Source organism: Gemmatimonadales bacterium (genome assembly GCA_036279355.1).
GTDB lineage: Bacteria > Gemmatimonadota > Gemmatimonadetes > Gemmatimonadales > GWC2-71-9 > DASQPE01.
This window is the reverse complement of the sequence record DASUJH010000019.1, coordinates 63,741-81,859: the sequence shown is the minus strand read 5'-3', so window position 1 is coordinate 81,859 and position 18,119 is coordinate 63,741. Positions and strand designations below refer to the sequence as shown.

The window sequence follows — 18,119 nt, the reverse complement described above, 5'->3', positions numbered from 1 at the left end:
GGATCCCCGGGCTGTACGTGAGTCGCCAGCAAACCTACCCGCCGGTTTCGGGGGGCGCAAGCAAACCCGCTGGCGCGTGTTACGCCCTGCACACCGAACGAAGCTTACGCGCTCCGCAGGGTATCCTGGCCCCGCAGCTGCAACTGATAGAGCCGTTCGTAGAGTCCGCGCTGCGCGAGCAGCTCCCGGTGATTTCCGCGCTCACGGATCTCGCCGTGGTGCAGCACCAGGATCTCGTCGGCATGCAGAATGGTGCTGAGCCGATGCGCGACGACGATGCTCGTGCGCCCGGCCATGAGCTCCGCGATTGCGGCCTGGATCTGCGCTTCCGCTTCGGCGTCGACCGAGCTCGTGGCTTCGTCCAGCACGAGGATGCGCGGATCGAGCGCGAGCGCGCGGGCGAAACTCAGAAGCTGGCGCTCGCCCACGCTGAGACTCCGGCCGCGCTCACCGAGCACGTGGCCATAGGTCTGCGGCAGCCGCTCGATGAAGCGGTCGGCACCGGTGCGCCGGGCGGCCGCGCGCGCCGCCGCCTCGGAGATGGGCGCGTCGAGCGTGAGGTTGTGCATGACGTCGCCGGCGAACAGAAAGAGATCCTGCTGCACGAAGCCGATGAGCCCGCGCAGCTCGGCCGTCGTGAGGTCGCGGATGTCCACGCCGTCGATCGTAATCCGCCCCCGCACCGGATCGTAGAACCGGAGCAGCAGGCTGACGATCGTCGTCTTGCCGGCGCCGGTGTGCCCCACCAGGGCAACGGTCTCGCCCGGCGTGGCCGTGAACGAGACGTCTTTGAGCACCCAGGGTCCCTGCTCCGAGTAACGGAACCAGACACCCTCGAATGCCACCTCGCCGCGCACCGGCCGCGTGAGGTGCACCGGCGTTGCCGGCTCAGGCACCGTCACCGGCTCATCGAGCAGCCGGAATACCCGCTCGGACGAGGCCATCGCGCTTTGCAGAAGGTTGAACTTTTCCGAGAGATCCTGCAGCGGCTGGAAGAACCGCCGGGTGAGCTGGACGAACGCGGCGAGCACACCGACCGTGAGATCGCCGCCCAGCGTGCGCACGCCGCCGTACCAGAGGAGGAGTGCGAGCGCCACGGCCGAGAGCAGCTCGATCACCGGAAAGAACACCGCGTAGATCTTGATCGAGTGGAGATGGGCGTCGAGGTAGTGCCGGTTGATCGCGTCGAACTCGCGGGCCGCCGCGCGTTCGCGCCCGAAGAGCTGCACCACCCTGACGCCCGAGAGGTGCTCCTGCAGGAAACTGTTGAGCCGGGCCAGCCGGACGCGGATGTCACGGAAGGCGTCGCGCACCTGCCGGCGAAAGATCGAGGCGGTGAGCCACACGAGCGGGATCACGGAAAACGCGACCAGGGCGAGCCGCCACTCGGTGACGAGCATCATCACCATGATCGCCACCAGCGTGAACACGTCGCCGAACACGGTGACCACGCCGGAGGAGAACAGTTCGTTGAGCGTCTCCACATCCGAGGTGACGCGGGTCATGAGGCGGCCCACCGGATGCCGATCGAAGTACGGAATGCTGAGTCGCTGCAGGTGGCCGAAGACCTGGGTGCGCAGATCGTACATCACCCGCTGGCCGATGAGCGTGGTGATGAGCGTCTGCCCGTACTGCACCGCGAACTCGAGCCCGAGTGCCGCGAGGTACACCGCGGCGAGGGTCGCGAGGAGGCCGAGGTCGCGGTGCGGGATCGCGACGTCCAGCGCGCGCTGGGTGAGCTCGGGGCCCACGAGCGTAAGGCCGGCGCCGATGAGCAGAAGCACGACTGCGCCGAGGGTGATGGCCTTGTAGGGCCGGAGATACCGCAGCAGTCGCGTAAGGAGGCCCGCATCGTAGCCCCGCTCGAGCGGCTCGTCGAGCGGCGTCGTCATCGCGCCGCCTCGGGGAGGGCGCCGTCGTCCACCGTCTTGAATCCCCGCCGCACCCAGGTGGAGAACACCACGAAGCCGGTGGCGAGCGTGAAGTAGCTCAGGATGCAGCGCCAGATCACCGTGTACACCGGCGTGAGCCCGCGCGGCACGTACACCGACATGACCGCGGCCGAGAGCAGCTCCGCAATGCCCGACGCCCCTGGCGTGGGCGCGAAGTAGAGGAGAAACATTACCAGCGTCTGCACCAGCAGGACGTCGACGAAGTTGGCATGGATGCCGAGCACCCTGAGCGTCACGTAGCCGGCGAGCAGCTTGTTCGCATGCGAGGGGCCCGAGAGGAGCCATGCCCAGGCCAGCGCGAGCCAGCCGCGGGGGCTGTTGAACGCCACCACACTCGCATGCACGTCGTCGATGCCCGTGAGGAGCCGCTCGAGTCGCCCCGCCACCCGCCGGCTCCGCCGGCCCACCGCCTCCGCGATCCGCCGCACGAGGCCGGCGGCGACACGGGGAAAGACGATGATCGCCGCCAGCGCGAGGCCGATCGCCCCTACCACCCAGAGGCTCCCGAGAAAGAGGTCGTAGAGCGAGAGCCCCAGCACGTCGCCCTTGGTGCCGAGCGAGCGGCCCGCCCCCGCGAGGATGGCCGCCGGGCCGGCGATCGCGAAGAACGCCACCGTCGCAATGAAGCTCATGAGCGTGCAGGTGACTGCGACCGGCAACGGGATTCCGTAGCGCCGGAGAGTGTACATCGTCATCGGCCCGGCCCCCGAGTTGAGCGGCGTGATGTACGCCGCCCATGCCCCCATCCCCCCCGCCAGGATACAGCCCTTGAGCGAGGGATTGGGCACGATGTGGCGGGCAAGGACCCAGAGCCGCATTCCGCCGCCGAACCAGTCCATCGACGCGAGACAGAGGCCCACCACGAGCCACGGCCAGCGGAGTCCCCGGAGCCCCTCCAGCGCCGCCGGGAGATCGTTGCCGTAGACGAAGGTGATCCCGACGCCCACGATCGAGGCCAGAATGAAGATCTCGAAGCCCCGGCGCAGGAGCTTTGGGGTAAGCAGCGGCATGGGGCTGGAAAATAGGCGGTAGGGGCGGGAAGGGAGAGGCAGGAGGGCGGCACCGCCGCTACCGTCTATCTTTCAGCTGTGCTCCGCATCGTCAATGCCCGCCAGCATAACCTCCGTGGAATCACGGTTGACCTCCCGCAGCGCTCGCTCATCGTCATCACGGGGCCGTCCGGGTCGGGCAAGTCTTCGCTCGCGTTCGACACCCTCTATGCCGAGGGGCAGCGGCGCTACATCGAGTCGCTCTCGACCTACGCGAAGCAGTTCCTGGACCGGATGCCCAAGCCCGATGTGGACCGCCTCGAGGGTCTGGCGCCCGCGGTGGCGATCGAGCAGCGGAACCCGACCGTCTCCAGCCGCTCCACCGTCGGTACGGCCACCGAGGTCTACGACTATCTGCGCCTCCTCTGGGCTCGGCTCGGCCGGCCGTTCTGCCGCGCGTGCGGGGCGCCGGTGCGGCGGGATACGCCGGAGTCGGCGGCGGCGGAGATCCTGAAGCGCGCCGGGCGCTTGCAGGTGAGCTTTCCGCTGCCCCAGAGCGCCCGGACGACCCATGCCGCGGTCGTCGAAAACCTTCGCGCCTTGGGATTCGTGCGCATCGTCACCGACGGGCAGACATATCACCTGGACGAGCTGCCCGCCGGGCTCGACCTCACCCAGGCAAGCGAGCTGCTCGTCGTCGTAGACCGGCTCACCGCCGAGCCGGCCGCCGAGTCGCGCATCGTCGAGGCGCTCGCCACCGCCTTTGCCGAGGGCGAAGGCGTGGCGCTGGTGCTCTTCGCGGACGAGCGGCTGCGCTTCACGGAATATCCTGCGTGCAGCGCCTGCGACACGCCGGGGGCCGTGATCACCCCGGCCCTCTTCTCGTTCAACAATCCGCGGGGCGCCTGCGCGGCGTGCAACGGCTTTGGCGCCACGCTGGAGTACGACGAATCGCTGGTGGTGCCCGATCCCCGCCGGAGCCTTGCGGGGGGCGCCATCGACCCCTGGACCAAGCCACGCTACGAAAGCCGCCGCCGCCTGCTGCTCGAGCGCGCCCGCGACCTCGGCATCTCGCCCGACACGCCGTGGTCCAAGCTCAAGGCCGCCGAGCGGCGCGAGCTGCTCTACGGCAGGAAGGGCCGCTACGTCGGCATCTTTCCCTTCCTCAAGGGCCTAGAGGAGAAGCGCTACAAGCAGTACATCCGGGTCTTCCTGCGCCAGTACCAGCTCGCCCGCCCCTGCGCCGAATGCGACGGCACCCGGCTCAACGCCGACGCGCGCTCCGTGCGGCTCGCTGGCGCCACCATCGCGGACGTGGCCGGGCGCCCCATCGAGGCGATCCACGACTGGCTCCATGGGCTTGAGCTCACGGCGTACGAGCGCGACGTGGCGCACCTCATCACCGAGCAGCTCGACGCGCGCCTCGGCTTCCTGCGCGACGTTGGCCTGGGCTATCTCTCGCTCGACCGGCAGACGCGCACGCTTTCGGGCGGCGAAGCCCAGCGCATCGCTCTCGCCAATGCGCTGGGCTCCCGGCTGGTGGACGCGCTCTACGTGCTGGACGAGCCATCGATCGGCCTGCACCCGCGCGACACCGATCGGCTGCTCTCGCTGCTCCATCGGCTGCGCGACGCCGGCAACACCGTCGTCGTGGTCGAGCACGATCTCGCCGCCATCCGCCAGGCCGACTTCATGCTCGAGCTCGGTCCGGGGTCGGGCGAGCACGGCGGGCGGGTAGTGCACGCCGGCCCAGTCGCCGGCGCGGGCGCGTCGCTCACCGGGCAGTATCTCACCGGGCAGAAGCGGATCGCGGTGCCGAGCGCCCGGCGGCCCGCTGGACCGCAGTGGATGCGGGTGCGCCGCGCCTCACTGCACAATCTGGACGGGGTGGACGTCGACATTCCGCTCGGAACTCTTACGGCGGTGACCGGCGTGTCGGGCTCCGGCAAGAGCACGCTGGTGTACGACGTGCTTTACCGCAATCTCGAGGCGCGGCTCCGCGGCGGACACTCCGCCAAATCGCACCTGGGCGAGGTAGTGGGCAGCGTGAGCGCGCTCACCGGTTGGGAGTCGCTCGAGGACGTGGTGCTCATCGACCAGTCGCCCATCGGCCGCTCGCCCCGCTCGAACCCCGTGACGTACGTGAAGGCGTTCGACGAGATCCGCGAGCTGTTCGCGCAGCAACCGCTCGCCCGGCAGCGGAAGTACACCGCCGCCACCTTCTCGTTCAACCTGCCCGGCGGCCGATGCGAGGCATGCGAGGGCGCGGGGCATGTGCAGGTCGAGATGGTGTTCCTCGCCGATGTCTTCGTGCCCTGCGAGGTCTGCGGCGGCAGCCGCTACAAGCGCGAGGTGCTGGACGTGCGCATTCAGGGCCATTCGATCCACGACGTCCTCAAGTGGACCGTGGACGAGGCGGTCGCGCGCTTCCACCACCAGCCTAAGCTGGGCACCGCGCTCTGGCACCTGCAGCAAGTCGGCCTCGGTTATCTGCGCCTGGGTCAGCCCGCCACCACACTCTCCGGCGGCGAAGCGCAGCGGCTCAAGATCGCCCGCGAGCTGGCCGGCTCGGCCCGGCGCGAGGGCCGCAAGCTCTACATCCTCGACGAGCCGACCACGGGCCTGCACCTGGACGACGTGCGGGTGCTGATCCAGATCCTCGACCGGCTGGTCGATGCCGGCCACACGGTGCTCGTGATCGAGCACCACCTCGACGTGATCAAGCGCGCCGACTGGGTCATCGACCTGGGCCCGGAGGCCGGCAACGCCGGCGGCCGCGTCGTCGCCCAGGGCACGCCCGAGGACATCGCCGCCGTCCCCGAGTCGCACACCGGCCGCTACCTGAGCCCGCTCCTCCGCCCTGCCGCCGCCGCGCTCGCCGGATGACCCGACGCCAGGGCGTGCTCTGGCTCGTCGTCATCGCGGTGATTTGGGGCGCGTCGTTCGTGCTCATCAAGGCGACGCTCACGCTCGTCTCCCCGCTGCTGCTGCTCGCGTTCCGGTTCCTGCTCGCGGCGTTGTTCGTCGTGGCCTGGCTCCGCGGCCTCACCCGCTCCGAGCTCGAGGGCGGCCTCGTGCTGGGTCTCTTTTTCTGGGGCGGCTTCGTGTTTCAGACGGTGGGGCTCGAATACACCACGCCGAGCCGCTCGGCGTTCATCACCGGCCTGAGCACGCCGCTCGTGCCGGTCGCGGAGTTCCTGCTGCACCGCCGCCGTCCGAGCGCGGGCACGGTGGCTGCCATCGGGGTGACGGCCGTGGGCATCTGGCTCCTTACCCATCCGGGCGGTGGCGGGGGACTCAACCGCGGCGATCTGCTCACCTTCGGGTGCGCGGCGCTCTTCGCCCTGCAGATTGACGCAGCGGGCCGGTACACCCGGCTTGGCCGCCCGGGCCGACTGGTTGCGCTCGAGCTCACGGCCGCGGGCGTACTCTCGCTCGCCGCGGCCCCATGGGTCGAGCACGTTCGTTTGGTGCCCGGGTGGCCTGCCGCGGCCGCGTTGCTCGCGCTTGCCCTCATCGCGGCAACTACGTTCTATGGCCAGCTCGCCGCGCAGGCCGTCGTAAGCCCCGCCGTCACGGCGGTGATATTCACGCTGGAGCCGCTGGCAGCCGCGCTCACGAGCTGGCTCCTCCTGGGCGAAGTCCTGACCGGCCTGCAATGGCTGGGCGGCGCGCTTATCATCGGAGCGGTGGCATTGCTGCGGTGATCGGCCGAGTCATGGCACCGTGGGAGGAACTGTGGACCGCATCGACGTGCGCCGCCGGCATCGCCCGCTGATCCGTGTTGCGGGCCTCTGGCTCGCGCTTGCGCTCGGCGCGTGCGGTGGGGACCAACTGACGCCGCCGCCGGGAAAGCCGCCGGCGCCGGGTATCGACGCGATCGACCACGTCGTCGTCATCTACCTCGAGAACCACAGCTTCGACAATCTCTACGGCGAGTTCGCCGGCGCGGAGGGCCTCGCCTCGGCGGGCGACGCCGCCACGCAGGTGGATCTGAGCGGAACCCCGTTCGCGGCCCTTCCGCCGGTCCCGGGCGGCGCGTTCCCCAACGACCTCCCGAACGCGCCGTTCAGCATCGAGCAGTTCGTCGGCGCCACGCTCAAGACGCCGGACATGATCCACCGCTTCTATGAGGAGCAGGTGCAGATCGACGGCGGGGCGATGGACAAGTTCGCGGCAGTGAGCGGCGCGGGCGGGCTCGTCATGGGCTTCTACCATACGGCCAACCTGCCGCTCGCGGCCGAGGCGGCGCGCTACACCCTCTGCGACAACTTCTTCCACGCGGCGTTCGGCGGCTCGTTCCTCAATCACATCTGGCTCATCGCGGCGCGCACACCCGTGTTTCCGAACGCGCCGCCGGATGCCGTGGCCCAGTTGGGCCCGGACGCCCTGCCGCTGCCGGACCACGATGGGCCCATCACGCCCGATGGCTACGTCGTCAACACGGCGTACACGGTGAACCAGCCCCACCCGCCGGGAGCGGACCCGGAACGCCTCGTGCCCAACCAGACCTTCGCCACGATCGGCGACCGCCTGTCCGACGCGGGCGTGTCTTGGGCGTGGTACTCTGGCGGCTGGAACGACGCGCTCGCCGGACATCCCGACCCGCTCTTCCAGTTTCACCATCAGCCGTTCGCATACTTCGCCCGCTATGCGGACGGCACGCCGGCCCGGGCCGCGCACCTCAAGGATGAATCGGAGTTCCTGGCCGCCGCCCGGGTAGGATCGCTGCCGGCGGTCGCATTCGTGAAGCCGCTTGGCGGGCTGACCGAGCACCCAGGGTACGCGGATGTGCTGGACGGCGAGAAGCACGTGGAGGAGTTGATCGACGCCGTGCGCGACGGCCCCCAATGGGCGCACACCGCGATCGTCCTTACCTATGACGAGAACGGTGGGTTCTGGGATCACGTGCCCCCGCCGCGCGTGGATCGCTGGGGTCCCGGCACGCGGGTGCCGGCGCTCGTGATCTCGCCCTTTGCGCGGAAGGGCTTCGTCGACCACACGCGCTACGACACCACCTCGATTCTCGCGCTGATCGAGCGGCGGTGGCACCTCGCGCCGCTTGGAAGCCGGGATGCCGCCGCGAATGACCTTACGGCCGCCTTCACGTTCGAGCCGCCCTGATCAGCTCCCACGCTTCGACGACGTTCGCCCGCTCCGTGCAGCGCTGGCCCACCGCGAGGCGGATCGCGTAGCGTCCGCCAAGAGTCGTGTGCGTGAGAAAGACGCGGCCGCTCGCGTTGACCCGGGCGAGGAGCTCGCGGTTCAGCCCATCGACTCGCGGGTCGTCCGGCGGGAGGTCGGGCGGCCGGTGCCGGAAGCATACGAGCCCGAGCGGCACCGGCGCGAGCAACTCGAAGTCCGGCGCCACTTCAACCCAGCCGGCAAATTCGCGCGCCAGCGCCACGTGCCGGCGGATCATCTCGCGAAGTCCCTCGACCCCGTAGCTCCGCAGCACGAACCAGAGCTTGAGCGCGCGGAAGCGCCGGCCGAGCTGGATTCCCCAGTCGCGAAAGTTGACCACCTCGGCGTCGCGCGCGGTCGTGAGGTACTCGGGGGTGAGCGCGAACACCCGCAGCAGCGCGTCGATGTCCCGCACGAAGTAGACGCTGCAATCGAAGTTCACCAGCAGCCACTTGTGCGGATTCATCACCAGGCTGTCGGCCAGCTCGATGCCATCCAGAATGCCGCGCAGCTCCGGCACGATGGCCGCCGAGCCTGCGTACGCCGCGTCGACGTGCAGCCAGACGCCATGCTCGCGGCAGATGGCGCCGATCGCGCGGAGCGGATCGAGCGCCGTGGACGACGTCGTGCCCGCCGTTGCCACCACGCAGGCGGGCACCAGGCCCTCGCGCTTGTCTCGCACGATCGCCTCCGCGAGCGCCTCTGGCCGCATTGCGTACCCCGCGTCCACCGGAATCTGCCGCAGCGCCTCGGCCCCGAAGCCCGCGAGGCGCACGCCTTTCGCTACCGACGAATGTGCCTCCGTGGAGGCGTACACCCCGAGCGGCGGCGCCTCGCGCTGACCCAGCCGCTCGCCGGCGTATCCGCTCGCCCGCTCGCGCGCGGAGATGAGCGCCACGAGCGTCGCGGTAGACGCGGTATCCTGAATGACGCCGGTGAAGCCTCGGGGCAACTCGAGCATCCGCGCGAGCCACGCCATCGTCACCTGCTCCAGCTCGGTGGCTGCGGGTGAGGTCTGCCACGACATGCACTGCGCGCCGAGCGTCGCCGTGAGCATCTCGGCGAGGATCGACGGCGGGCTGTGGTTGGCCGGGAAGTAGCCGAACCAGCCGGGATGGTTCCAGTGGGTGATACCCGGCACCACGAGCTGCTCGAAGTCGGCGATGATGCGCTCGAACGGCTCGCCGTGGAGCGGCGGATCCGCGGGCAGGCTCCGCGAGACCGATCCTGGCGCCACCTCGGGGACGACGCGACGCGCGCCCACGTCGCGGAGGTAGTCGGCCATCCAGTCCACCAGCCGGTGGGCCTGGTGCCGAAATTCATCGGGATGCATCGGCCGGAAGATAGCGCCGCGATGCGCTCGCGCCCCTGGCATCGAGGCGCGGCCGCCGCCAACTTGCTCGCGATGCCTACCCCCCGCCCCGATGGCCTCTGCTTCGATCCCGACGCAGCCCGCGTGCACCTCGAGGCGGCGGATCCCGCGCTTGCAGCCGTGATCCGGCGTGCCGGCCGCATCACGCTGCGCCCGGAGCCCACGCAGAGTCTTTTTGCCGCGCTGCTCAGGTCAATCGTGTACCAGCAATTGAGCGGCAAGGCGGCCGCGACGATCCACCGGCGCGTGCTCGCGCTGTTCGCGCCCAAGCGGCACCCGAGCGCCGCCGATCTCCTCGCCGTCTCGGACGACCAGTTGCGCGCCGCCGGATTATCGCGCAACAAGACCGCCGCCGTGCGCGACCTCGCCCGCCGGACGCTCGATGGCACGGTGCCCCGGCTGGCGCACGTTCACCGGCTGGACGACGAGGCCGTGATCGAGCGGCTCACCGCCGTGCGTGGCGTGGGCCGCTGGACCGCGGAGATGATCCTGATGTTCCGACTGGGCCGGGCGGACGTGCTCCCGCTCGGCGATCTCGGCGTGCGGAAGGGCTTCCAGCGGACGTACGGCATGCGTCGCCTGCCGAGTCCCGTGACGATCGAGCGCCGGGCCGAGCGGTGGCGCCCCTACCGCTCGGCGGCGAGCTGGTATCTCTGGCGTGCAGCTGAGTTCTGACCGAGCGGCGGCGCCGTGAGCCGGCCACAGTGGCACTGGGCATGCGTCCGGGCCGGCCGCGTATGTAGTTTAGAGGCTCAGGGAGGACACCACATGAGGGAACGAATCAGCGCACGTCCCGCACTCGAGCCGAGTATCGAGGCCGTCGGCGTGCTTCGCGAGCAACTGCACCGGATGGGCTTTCTGGTTGGGGACGACGTGGCGCGGGGGCTGCTTCGGTCGGTGCTGGCCGTCGAAGCGGCGCGGCTCGATCGCCGCGCCCGCGATGCGGCAACCGAGTGCCTGCGGAGCATTCAGCAGGCGGCGCGCGAAGCGCTCGAGATCCTGACCCAGGGACCGGCGCCGGCCGCTGCACCGGGCGCCACGCCTCCGACGGCGCCGATGGCGGCGATTCCCAGAGACGAGTCGTTGAATCTGGCCGAGGTGGTTCGGCGGCGGTTGGGAGAGGAAATGCCGCGCGACACGCGGCCGATGCGTTTCGACGAGCCGGGCGCCGCGGCGCCACCGCCGCCCGCACCGCCGATGCCTTCGCCGCCGCCCCCGCCTGCGGCGCAGAGCCGCCCCAGCAACCCGTTCTCAGCGGAGCCGCGCCGGCCCGTATTCAAGCATCCGCGCCGGCGCTAAGTCCGGGGCGGAAGCTCCCGAGGCAGGACTCGAACCTGCGACCCGCTGATTAACAGTCAGCTGCTCTACCAACTGAGCTACTCGGGATTGGCGGCGAAAAAATAACGCCGCGCTCGGGGACGCTCAACCTTGGCGCGGATGTCCGTTCAGGCCTCCCGGCCCTGCGGTGACCTATGGCACCGCCCCGACCCCTCCGGCCCCGCCAGATTCGCCAAGTCGTCCAGGCACAACCCGTTAGTTTTGCGTGCGAGTTCTTGCACTTCAGGTGCACGTTCCGAGCGCTCGCTTTGCATAACAAAGCGGCCACAAAATCCGTGCTAAGTGAGTACTGAAAAAGCTGTTACACTGGCCCGGCTACCGCCGGCGCCCCGATCTTGCGTAGGTTGTCGCCGATGCCGCTTCCCCAACTGCTCGGTCACCACGACGCGCGACGCCGCCTGAGCCGGGCCGCGAGCGCGGATCAGCTCCCGCAGGTCCTTCTCTTCACGGGACCCGCGGGCATCGGGAAGCAGCGGCTGGCGCTCTGGCTGGCGCAGCGCCTCTGGTGTGAGCGGCCCGGCGCGGACGAGCAGGTCGGCGAACCCTGCGGGCAGTGTCGGAGTTGCCGCCAGGTGCTCGCGCTCACGCACCCCGACCTGCACTGGTTCGTGCCGGTGCTCCGGCCCAAGGCGACCGAGCCGGACAAACAGGTAACCGAAGTTGCGGAGGCGCTGGCGCAGGTGATCGAGGAGCGCCGGGCCAATCCGCTGTACGGCCCGGTTGACGGCATGGCGATCCACGGGATTGCGAGCGCGCGGCTGGTTCTGCGGCACGCGGCGCTCACGCCGATCGAGGCGGACTCGAAGCTGTTCGTCATCGGAGATGCCGAGCGGCTCGTGCCGCAGGAGTCGAGCCCGGAGGCCGCAAACGCGCTGCTCAAGGTGCTGGAGGAGCCGTCACCGCGCTCGCGGTTTGTGCTCACGGCCGAGGACCCGCGCCGCGTCTTGCCGACGATCCGCTCGCGCGCGGTGCCGCTTCGGGTCACGCCGTTGAGCGACGCCGAAGTCGAGTCGGTGCTGCGCGACGCGCACCGGCCGCCGCTCGAGGCAGAGGAGATGCGCCGCCGCGCGGCAACCGCGCATGGCTCGGTGGGTGCCGCCATCTCCGGAGGGGGCGCCGATGCGGCGCACGCGGCGGCCGGCGCGTTCATCGAGGCAGCGCTCAAGGGACGCGGCGCGGCGATGGAGCGCTCGCTCAAGCAGCCGCCCTGGTCGGCGCGGGGCGACTTCAGCGCGATGCTCGACGCACTGGCCGAGCTGCTGGCCGAGGCGGCCCGCGCGGCCGGCGGCCACGAGGTGGGACGGCCCGTGACGCCAGCGCTTCGCCGCGACGGCAGTGGCGAAGACCGGCTTCACGCGCTCATGGCCGCGCAGGCGCGCGTGGCCGCGGCCCGTGATGCGGCGGCCGGCAACGTGAACCCCCAGCTCCTGCTGGCGGTGCTCGCCGACGATCTGGCGGAGGTGCTGTGAAGCTCTCGCACGTGGATGACCGGGGCGAAGCCCGGATGGTGGACGTGGGCGGCAAGCCCGTGACCGAGCGCGCGGCCGAAGCCGAGGGCGCGGTGCGGATGTCGCGCGAAGCACACGACCTGATCGCGGCGCACGCGGTGAAGAAGGGCGACGTGCTGGCGGTGGCACAGGTGGCCGGCACGATGGCGGCCAAGCGGACGGGCGAGCTGATCCCGCTCTGCCATCCGCTCGGCCTCGACCAGGTGAGAGTGGAGACCACGCTCGATGCGAGCCTGCCCGGCGTGCGGGTGCGCGCCACGGCCAAGGCCACCGGCCGCACCGGCGTGGAGATGGAAGCGCTCACCGCGGTCGCGGTGGCGTGCTTGACGATCTACGACATGGTGAAGGCGGTAGATCGGGGGATGGCGATCGAAGCGGTTCGACTCGTGAGCAAGTCCGGTGGTACCCGGGGCGAGTGGCGGCGGTCGGAGTCTTGAGCGCCGCGCCGTGACCGGCCTATTGGAAGGAGGCTCGTGATGTGGACACGAACCGGCAGATTCCTGACCCAGCAGGAGCACCGGGAGCGCATCGCTCGCCGGGAGCGCGCCGCGCGGCTGTTCGTGCGTGGCGGCGTGCTCGTGGCGGCGGCGCTCGGGCTCGGCGCCCTTGGCGGCTGGGGCAAGCGGGTTCGCGCGGCCGACCGCGTCTCGTTCGACCCGCGCGGCATCGCGCGCGAGTTCGGCTCGCTCAACAGCGAGGCGGAAGCGGCGCGGGGTGACGCGGCGCTCGCGCGGGTGCAGCTCGAGCGTGCCAACGCCGTCATTGGCTATTCGACCAGGTACCAGATCCCGGCCGACCTCGCGGCCGCCATTTACGACGTCGCGCTGAGTGAGGGCATCGACCCGGGGCTGGGCTTCCGCCTCGTCAAGGTCGAGAGCGACTTCAAGCAGGACGCGCGCAGCTCGGCCGACGCGCTGGGATACACGCAGCTCCAGCTCGCGACCGCGCGCTTCTACGACCCGACGCTCACCGAGAAGGGCCTGCTCGACCGCGCAGTGAACCTGCGGCTGGGCTTCCGGTTCCTGAAGGAGCTGATGGGAGAGTACGACAACGACGTGCATCTGGCGCTGCTGGCCTACAACCGCGGGCCGGCCCGGGTGAACGAAATCCTGGCGGCGGGCGGGAACCCGCAGAACGGCTATTCCGCCGCCGTGCTCAAGGGGTACAAGCCGCCCCACACCACGGCGGGCGAGGGCAATGCACTGTTGCGCTGAGTCTCGAGGCGGGTGACGGTCAGGCGGGAATGATGAGGCGCCTGCCGCTCCTCACCATGTCGTCATCCCTCAATCCATTCGCTTTCACCAGGGCCTGGACCGTGACGCCGTAGCGTCGCGCCAGGCCCGTCAGCGTCTCACCCCGTCGCACCACATGGGTGTGCGCGACGTGTGACCGCGTCGTGTGAGACCGCCCCGGCCGATGGTGTGCGCTGCCGCGCGAGGCCGACCGGCCCCCACCGGGCGACACGCGAAGGCGCTGCCCGATCCGGAGCATGCCCGGGTGCCGCAGGCTGTTCCAGGCCACCAACTGATGCTGGGTCACGCCGTAGCGCGCGGCGATGAGCCCGAGCGTCTCGCCACTGCGCACGCGATGATAGTCCGCCGCCTGCGCCGATTCCACGGCCGCGAGCTGGCGCGCCACCTCCGGCGCAAGGGCGCCATCGGTCGGCACGATCACGAGCTGCCCCGTGCGCACTCGGCCGCGGAGCCGCGGGTTTGCGGCGGCCAGCTCGCGCTCGGAGATGCCGTTGTGCCTGGCGATGCCGCTCATCGTCTCGCCCGAGCGCGCCACATGCTCGTGGAAGCTCACCCGCTCGCTCGCGGGCAGCGCGGCGTACGCCACCGCCGTCGTGTCGCCCCGGCCGAGCGGCAGCCGCACCACGCTCTCGGTGCCCGGAGGAGTCACGAGCCGCAGGTACTGGGGGTTGAGCTCGCGGATGGCGGCGAGCGTGGTGTCGGCGAGCCGCGCCATGACGTCGAGCCCGGTCATCTCGGGAACGACGAGCGAGTCGTAGGGCACGAGGGTATCGAGCGGCGCGTCAGGCGGGAAGCCGTAGCGGGTCGGGTCCTTCGCGATCATCGCCGCGGCGATGAGCTTGGGGACGTAGTCCTTGGTTTCGCGGCGGAGGAAGCGCGTGTCGTACAACCGGAAGAACGTGGCGTCCGACGCGAGCGAGTCACTGTCCTCGTCGTCGAGATGGTTGAGCCCCCGCGAGACCTTGCCCGCGCCCGCGTTGTACGCGGCTGCGGCCAGATAGTATGAGCCGAACTGATCGCTCAGCGCCTTGAGATGGCGCACTGCGGCGTCGGTCGCCTTGTAGGGATCGCGCCGTTCGTCCACCCAGCGATCGATCCTGAGGCCGTACAGCCGCGCGGTGCCCTTCATGAACTGCCACATCCCGGCGGCGCGGGCGCGGCTCGTGGCCGTGTTGGAGAAACCGCTCTCGATGAGCGCGAGGTACACCAGATCACCGGGCAGCCCTTCGGCCTGAAGCCGGCGGCGGATCATCGCCTCGTAGCGCGGCATCCGGCTCAGCCACACGCCCATGCGCTCGCGGCCGGTGGTCTGGAAGAAGTCGAGGAAATACTGCACGCGGTTATGGCTGTTGAACCGCTCCACGTCGATGTCGAAGGTGACCGCCTTGGCGGCTGCCGCCGGCCCGCCGTGTGACCCGTCGGGCTCGTCCGCGGCGGCGCTATCGGCATCGGTGCTGTCGAGCTGAGCGTCGGCGAGCTGATCGAGTACGGCTTCGTCGGCCACCGAGTCGGCGGCGATGCGCAGCTCCGCGATGGCCTCGTGATCGAGCGCCACCGAGTCCATTGAGGGCGCGGGCGGCAGCGTCACGGCTTCCCCGGTGTCGCTTACGGTGGTGTCGGACACGGTTGGAGTCGCCGCGGGGCCGGCGTCGGCCACCACGGGTGAAACCGGCGGCGGCGCGGGATGGCCGCCGCAGGCAGCGGCACCGGCGGCGAGCGTCACGAGCGTGATGATGGAAAACCGCTGCATGCGAGCGCCCTCTCTCCGCGCGGCGCGCCGCGCAGGGTTCAGGAACATTGACGAAACGATGTTACGCCTTAATCGGAAGAGCCGCCACCGATATGGGCGCCGGATTCGGACTTCGTTCGGGGGCTCTTGGCCCTGCAATCCGCGCGCGCCGCTGCGATTTGACAGGGCCCAGCGCCGGAAGCTTCAGCGCATGTAGAGCCGGTTGCCCAGAATGCGATTGGTTGCATTCAGGACGGCGAGGGCGGCGCCGCGTCCCGGGTCAGACTCCGTGAGATAGGAGCCGACCACGCGCTGGCCGCCCGAGTCCTGCTGAATCGCGAGTGATACGATGAGCACGGTGGCGTCGAACGCGCGGACCGCCTTGACGCCGAGCAGCTCGAACCCGATCCCGCCGGCGACCGCCTGGCCGAGCGCATTGACGCACGCCTGTGCCGCGCAGCGAAGCTCACCGGCCTGCGACGCCACCCCCTCGCACTCGCCGGAAAACTGCTCCGAATCGCGCCAGGTGAGCCCGACGTGCGCCCGGCACCGCCCATTGGACAGCCGATCGAGGTTGAACTCGGCGAAGCGCAGCCGCTCGTGCGCAAGCATCGCGGAAGCGCCGGCGTCCGGGGCATCGGCCGGAGATGAACGGGAGGGGTCGCTGGCGGGCGTGGGGCCTCCACGAGTGGACGAGGTGCAGCTCTTCGCGGGAAAACCCTGCGGCCCGGGAGCGGGCAAGCCCTATGCCAGCGGTGCGGTCCCCCTGCCCGTCACGCGCTCTCGAATCGGACCTCGAGCTGGGGCTGCTCGGCCGGCCGTCGCACCACGTCGAATTCGAGCCGCGGGCGGCCGTCCGCGTCGGCATCGATGCTCACCACCGCCATGCGGCCATCGCCCAGCTCGACGCGCAGCTGGCGCCGGTCCGACCGCATCACCGCACCGACCACCATCTGCCCGCGGAGCGTGGCGAGCGAATCGGCAACGCGTCGCAGTTCCTGCAGCGATATCTGGAGCATGGTGCGCCTGTTGGGTGGGAGCGAGCGCCAACTTGCAGCCCATCCGGGGCGCGGTCAAGGGGCGCGCGGACGCATCAGTCGCGCACGTGCGCCCGGAAGCGCGCACGGAGATCGCGCGTGATCGGCCCCGCTTTGCCGGTGCCGATGATGCGGCCGTCGAGCGAGCGGATGCTCACGATCTCCGCCGCGGTGCCGGTGAAGAACGCCTCGTCGGCGGTGTAGACGTCGTAGCGGTTGAACGGCTCCTCGCGTACGTCGTAGCCCGCTTCGGTGGCGATCTCGATGACGGTGTCGCGCGTGATGCCGCGGAGAATGCCCGCGTACGGAGGCGGCGTGCGTACGACGCCCTTCTTCACGACGAACACGTTCGTCCCCGACCCTTCGGCCACCTGGCCGGCGCTGTCGAGCATGAGCGCGTCGTCGGCACCCGCCTGGATCGCTTCGATCTTGGCGAGGATATGCGGCAGATAGTTGAGCGACTTCACCCGCGGCGAAAGCGACTCGCGCTGCGGGATCGGCGTGCCGGCGGTGACGACCTTGAGGCCGGTCTCGTACACCTCCTGCGGATACAATCGGATGGTGTCGACGATCAGGATGACCGACGGCGTGGAGCACTTGCGCGGATCCAGGCCCAGGTCGCCGGCGCCGCGGGTGACGACGTGCCGAAGGTACGCTTCGGTGAGCCCGGACCGCTGCACCGCCTCCTCGGTCACGGCCGCAAGCGCGGGCTTCTCGATCGGGATGGTGAGCCAGATCGCGTGGGCTGAATCGTAGAGTCGGTCGAGGTGGTCTGCGAGGCGGAAGATCTTGCCGCCGTAAACGCGGGTGCCCTCGAAGACGCCGTCGCCGTAGAGCAGGCCGTGATCGAACACCGACACCGACGCATCGGCGCGGTCCGCCCACGCGCCGTCAATCCAGATCGTGGTCACACGTGCTCCTTGCCCGAGACTCGGGGGCGGTCGCGCGCAAGCGCCGAACGGCGCCGGTGCGCGACCGCCCGCACCGGCGCAATGTGCACGCGTGCCTGGGGTGAAACAAGCCGCGCGCGGCGCAGTACGAAGCACTGCGCAACGCGCGGCCCGATGGGCGAGCCGGCCTACGCCGCGCGCGCGCGCTCCGCGGCCGCCGCGGTGCTGCTTCCGGCCAGCACGCCGGCGAGGCGCTCGGACAGCCAGCCGAAGACGGCGCCCGCGACCAGCGCGATGATCACCTTCGACCAGGTGCTGTTGCTTCCCACCACGACGCCGACCGCCGTGGCGGCGCCGAGGAACGAGCCGGGAATGAAGGAGAGCAGCGACACCTTCGACTGCGCCACCATGACGAATGCCGCCGCGCCGACGAGGATCGGCAGCACGGCCGCGTTGCCGCCGAACCGGGCATTCAGGGTGAGAGCGATGAAGGCCCAGAACACCCCGGAAAGCGTCGACGCGATGGTCTTGAGCAGCCCGTCACCTTTCCCGCCGGCCGCGAAGAACGCCCCCCACGCGATGATGCCGGCCCAAACCGGCAGCGCCAGCGAGCCAAGCGCGATGAAGGTCCAGGCGGCGATGAGGACACCGATGCTGAGCGCGAGTGCCATGAGGAGACTCATGTACGACCTCCTGCCCTCGGGCGAGGGCGTTGGATTGGCCGACTGCCTGCGGCTCCGGCGGGGCGAGAACCCAGTCGTACGGCCGTGCCGGCCGTGACCGTACGGGTTGACCGTACGGCCAAATTCGGGATCGGTCAAGATGACGGGGGGGGAAACGACGACGGCCATCCGGGAGGATGGCCGT

At 70.1% G+C, this 18,119-nt stretch carries 16 protein-coding genes and 1 tRNA gene; 8 read left to right on the top strand and 9 right to left on the bottom strand.

What is annotated here, in order from left to right; translation table 11 throughout:
- Nucleotides 1–104: 104 nt before the first annotated feature.
- Together VFW66_04245 and VFW66_04240 are read right to left on the bottom strand one after the other, a co-directional pair.
- The gene (locus VFW66_04245) at nt 105–1,892 is read right to left on the bottom strand and encodes an ABC transporter ATP-binding protein (GenBank protein ID HEX5385890.1); all 1,788 of its coding nucleotides are present in this window, start codon (nt 1,890–1,892) and stop codon (nt 105–107) included.
- Nucleotides 1,889–2,962 carry a lysylphosphatidylglycerol synthase transmembrane domain-containing protein gene (locus VFW66_04240; protein ID HEX5385889.1) on the bottom strand — a complete coding sequence of 358 codons (1,074 nt, stop codon included), beginning with the start codon at nt 2,960–2,962 and terminating at the stop codon, nt 1,889–1,891. The genes VFW66_04245 and VFW66_04240 overlap by 4 nt, the downstream gene beginning before the upstream one ends.
- A 78-nt stretch (nt 2,963–3,040) precedes the next feature.
- On the opposite strand from VFW66_04240, the gene uvrA reads away from it, so the two are divergent.
- The 3 genes from uvrA to acpA are packed head-to-tail and all read left to right on the top strand — an operon-like array spanning nt 3,041 to nt 8,065.
- A complete protein-coding gene (uvrA, locus tag VFW66_04235; protein HEX5385888.1) occupies nt 3,041–5,827 on the top strand; it encodes an excinuclease ABC subunit UvrA in 2,787 nt (928 codons plus the stop codon).
- Nucleotides 5,824–6,648, top strand: a complete 825-nt coding sequence (locus VFW66_04230; GenBank protein HEX5385887.1) for a DMT family transporter — start codon at nt 5,824–5,826, stop codon at nt 6,646–6,648. The genes uvrA and VFW66_04230 overlap by 4 nt, the downstream gene beginning before the upstream one ends.
- A gap of 31 nt (nt 6,649–6,679) precedes the next feature.
- Nucleotides 6,680–8,065, top strand: coding sequence for an acid phosphatase (gene acpA / locus VFW66_04225; protein ID HEX5385886.1), 1,386 nt, complete (start codon nt 6,680–6,682; stop codon nt 8,063–8,065).
- Here the strand turns inward: acpA and VFW66_04220 are convergent.
- Entirely contained in the window at nt 8,046–9,458 is a 1,413-nt protein-coding gene (locus VFW66_04220) for an aminotransferase class I/II-fold pyridoxal phosphate-dependent enzyme (protein ID HEX5385885.1), read from the bottom strand. The two genes, acpA and VFW66_04220, sit on opposite strands and share 20 nt — an antisense overlap.
- 72 nt (nt 9,459–9,530) lie before the next feature.
- Here VFW66_04220 and VFW66_04215 point away from each other — a divergent pair, with 72 nt between their 5' ends.
- Both VFW66_04215 and VFW66_04210 read left to right on the top strand, forming a co-directional pair.
- Nucleotides 9,531–10,172, top strand: coding sequence for a DNA-3-methyladenine glycosylase 2 family protein (locus VFW66_04215; GenBank protein ID HEX5385884.1), 642 nt, complete (start codon nt 9,531–9,533; stop codon nt 10,170–10,172).
- A gap of 93 nt (nt 10,173–10,265) precedes the next feature.
- Complete coding sequence (locus tag VFW66_04210; protein ID HEX5385883.1) at nt 10,266–10,796, top strand: hypothetical protein; 531 nt, start codon at nt 10,266–10,268, stop codon at nt 10,794–10,796.
- Nucleotides 10,797–10,810: 14 nt separating this feature from the next.
- Here VFW66_04210 and VFW66_04205 read toward each other — a convergent pair.
- Nucleotides 10,811–10,883, bottom strand: a tRNA-Asn gene (locus VFW66_04205).
- Between the two features lie 305 nt (nt 10,884–11,188).
- Between VFW66_04205 and VFW66_04200 the strand changes: the two genes are divergently transcribed.
- The 3 genes from VFW66_04200 to VFW66_04190 are packed head-to-tail and all read left to right on the top strand — an operon-like array spanning nt 11,189 to nt 13,557.
- A complete protein-coding gene (locus tag VFW66_04200; protein HEX5385882.1) occupies nt 11,189–12,304 on the top strand; it encodes a hypothetical protein in 1,116 nt (371 codons plus the stop codon).
- A complete protein-coding gene (gene moaC / locus VFW66_04195) occupies nt 12,301–12,780 on the top strand; it encodes a cyclic pyranopterin monophosphate synthase MoaC (GenBank protein ID HEX5385881.1) in 480 nt (159 codons plus the stop codon). The genes VFW66_04200 and moaC overlap by 4 nt, the downstream gene beginning before the upstream one ends.
- A 39-nt stretch (nt 12,781–12,819) precedes the next feature.
- Nucleotides 12,820–13,557, top strand: coding sequence for a transglycosylase SLT domain-containing protein (locus VFW66_04190; GenBank protein HEX5385880.1), 738 nt, complete (start codon nt 12,820–12,822; stop codon nt 13,555–13,557).
- A gap of 19 nt (nt 13,558–13,576) precedes the next feature.
- Here VFW66_04190 and VFW66_04185 read toward each other — a convergent pair whose 3' ends face one another.
- The 5 genes from VFW66_04185 to VFW66_04165 form a co-directional block, all read right to left on the bottom strand.
- Complete coding sequence (locus tag VFW66_04185) at nt 13,577–15,346, bottom strand: LysM peptidoglycan-binding domain-containing protein (protein HEX5385879.1); 1,770 nt, start codon at nt 15,344–15,346, stop codon at nt 13,577–13,579.
- A 183-nt stretch (nt 15,347–15,529) separates the two neighbouring features.
- Entirely contained in the window at nt 15,530–15,937 is a 408-nt protein-coding gene (locus tag VFW66_04180) for a hypothetical protein (protein ID HEX5385878.1), read from the bottom strand.
- 161 nt (nt 15,938–16,098) lie between these two features.
- Nucleotides 16,099–16,344 (bottom strand): hypothetical protein, encoded by a 246-nt coding sequence (locus VFW66_04175; GenBank protein HEX5385877.1) that lies wholly within the window; start codon nt 16,342–16,344, stop codon nt 16,099–16,101.
- A 74-nt stretch (nt 16,345–16,418) separates the two neighbouring features.
- Nucleotides 16,419–17,273, bottom strand: a complete 855-nt coding sequence (ilvE, locus tag VFW66_04170) for a branched-chain-amino-acid transaminase (protein HEX5385876.1) — start codon at nt 17,271–17,273, stop codon at nt 16,419–16,421.
- Between the two features lie 167 nt (nt 17,274–17,440).
- Nucleotides 17,441–17,935 carry a DUF1097 domain-containing protein gene (locus tag VFW66_04165; GenBank protein HEX5385875.1) on the bottom strand — a complete coding sequence of 165 codons (495 nt, stop codon included), beginning with the start codon at nt 17,933–17,935 and terminating at the stop codon, nt 17,441–17,443.
- Between the last annotated feature and the right edge of the window lie 184 nt (nt 17,936–18,119).

Coding starts and splice junctions, on each gene's coding strand:
- VFW66_04185 (HEX5385879.1), bottom strand. CDS start 15,346: ATGCAGCGGTTTTCCATCATCACGCTCGTGACGCTCGCCGCCGGTGCC.
- VFW66_04180 (HEX5385878.1), bottom strand. CDS start 15,937: ATGCTTGCGCACGAGCGGCTGCGCTTCGCCGAGTTCAACCTCGATCGG.
- VFW66_04230 (HEX5385887.1), top strand. CDS start 5,824: ATGACCCGACGCCAGGGCGTGCTCTGGCTCGTCGTCATCGCGGTGATT.
- VFW66_04200 (HEX5385882.1), top strand. CDS start 11,189: ATGCCGCTTCCCCAACTGCTCGGTCACCACGACGCGCGACGCCGCCTG.
- VFW66_04165 (HEX5385875.1), bottom strand. CDS start 17,935: ATGAGTCTCCTCATGGCACTCGCGCTCAGCATCGGTGTCCTCATCGCC.
- VFW66_04240 (HEX5385889.1), bottom strand. CDS start 2,962: ATGCCGCTGCTTACCCCAAAGCTCCTGCGCCGGGGCTTCGAGATCTTC.
- VFW66_04175 (HEX5385877.1), bottom strand. CDS start 16,344: ATGCTCCAGATATCGCTGCAGGAACTGCGACGCGTTGCCGATTCGCTC.
- VFW66_04210 (HEX5385883.1), top strand. CDS start 10,266: ATGAGGGAACGAATCAGCGCACGTCCCGCACTCGAGCCGAGTATCGAG.
- VFW66_04220 (HEX5385885.1), bottom strand. CDS start 9,458: ATGCATCCCGATGAATTTCGGCACCAGGCCCACCGGCTGGTGGACTGG.
- VFW66_04245 (HEX5385890.1), bottom strand. CDS start 1,892: ATGACGACGCCGCTCGACGAGCCGCTCGAGCGGGGCTACGATGCGGGC.
- VFW66_04215 (HEX5385884.1), top strand. CDS start 9,531: ATGCCTACCCCCCGCCCCGATGGCCTCTGCTTCGATCCCGACGCAGCC.
- VFW66_04190 (HEX5385880.1), top strand. CDS start 12,820: ATGTGGACACGAACCGGCAGATTCCTGACCCAGCAGGAGCACCGGGAG.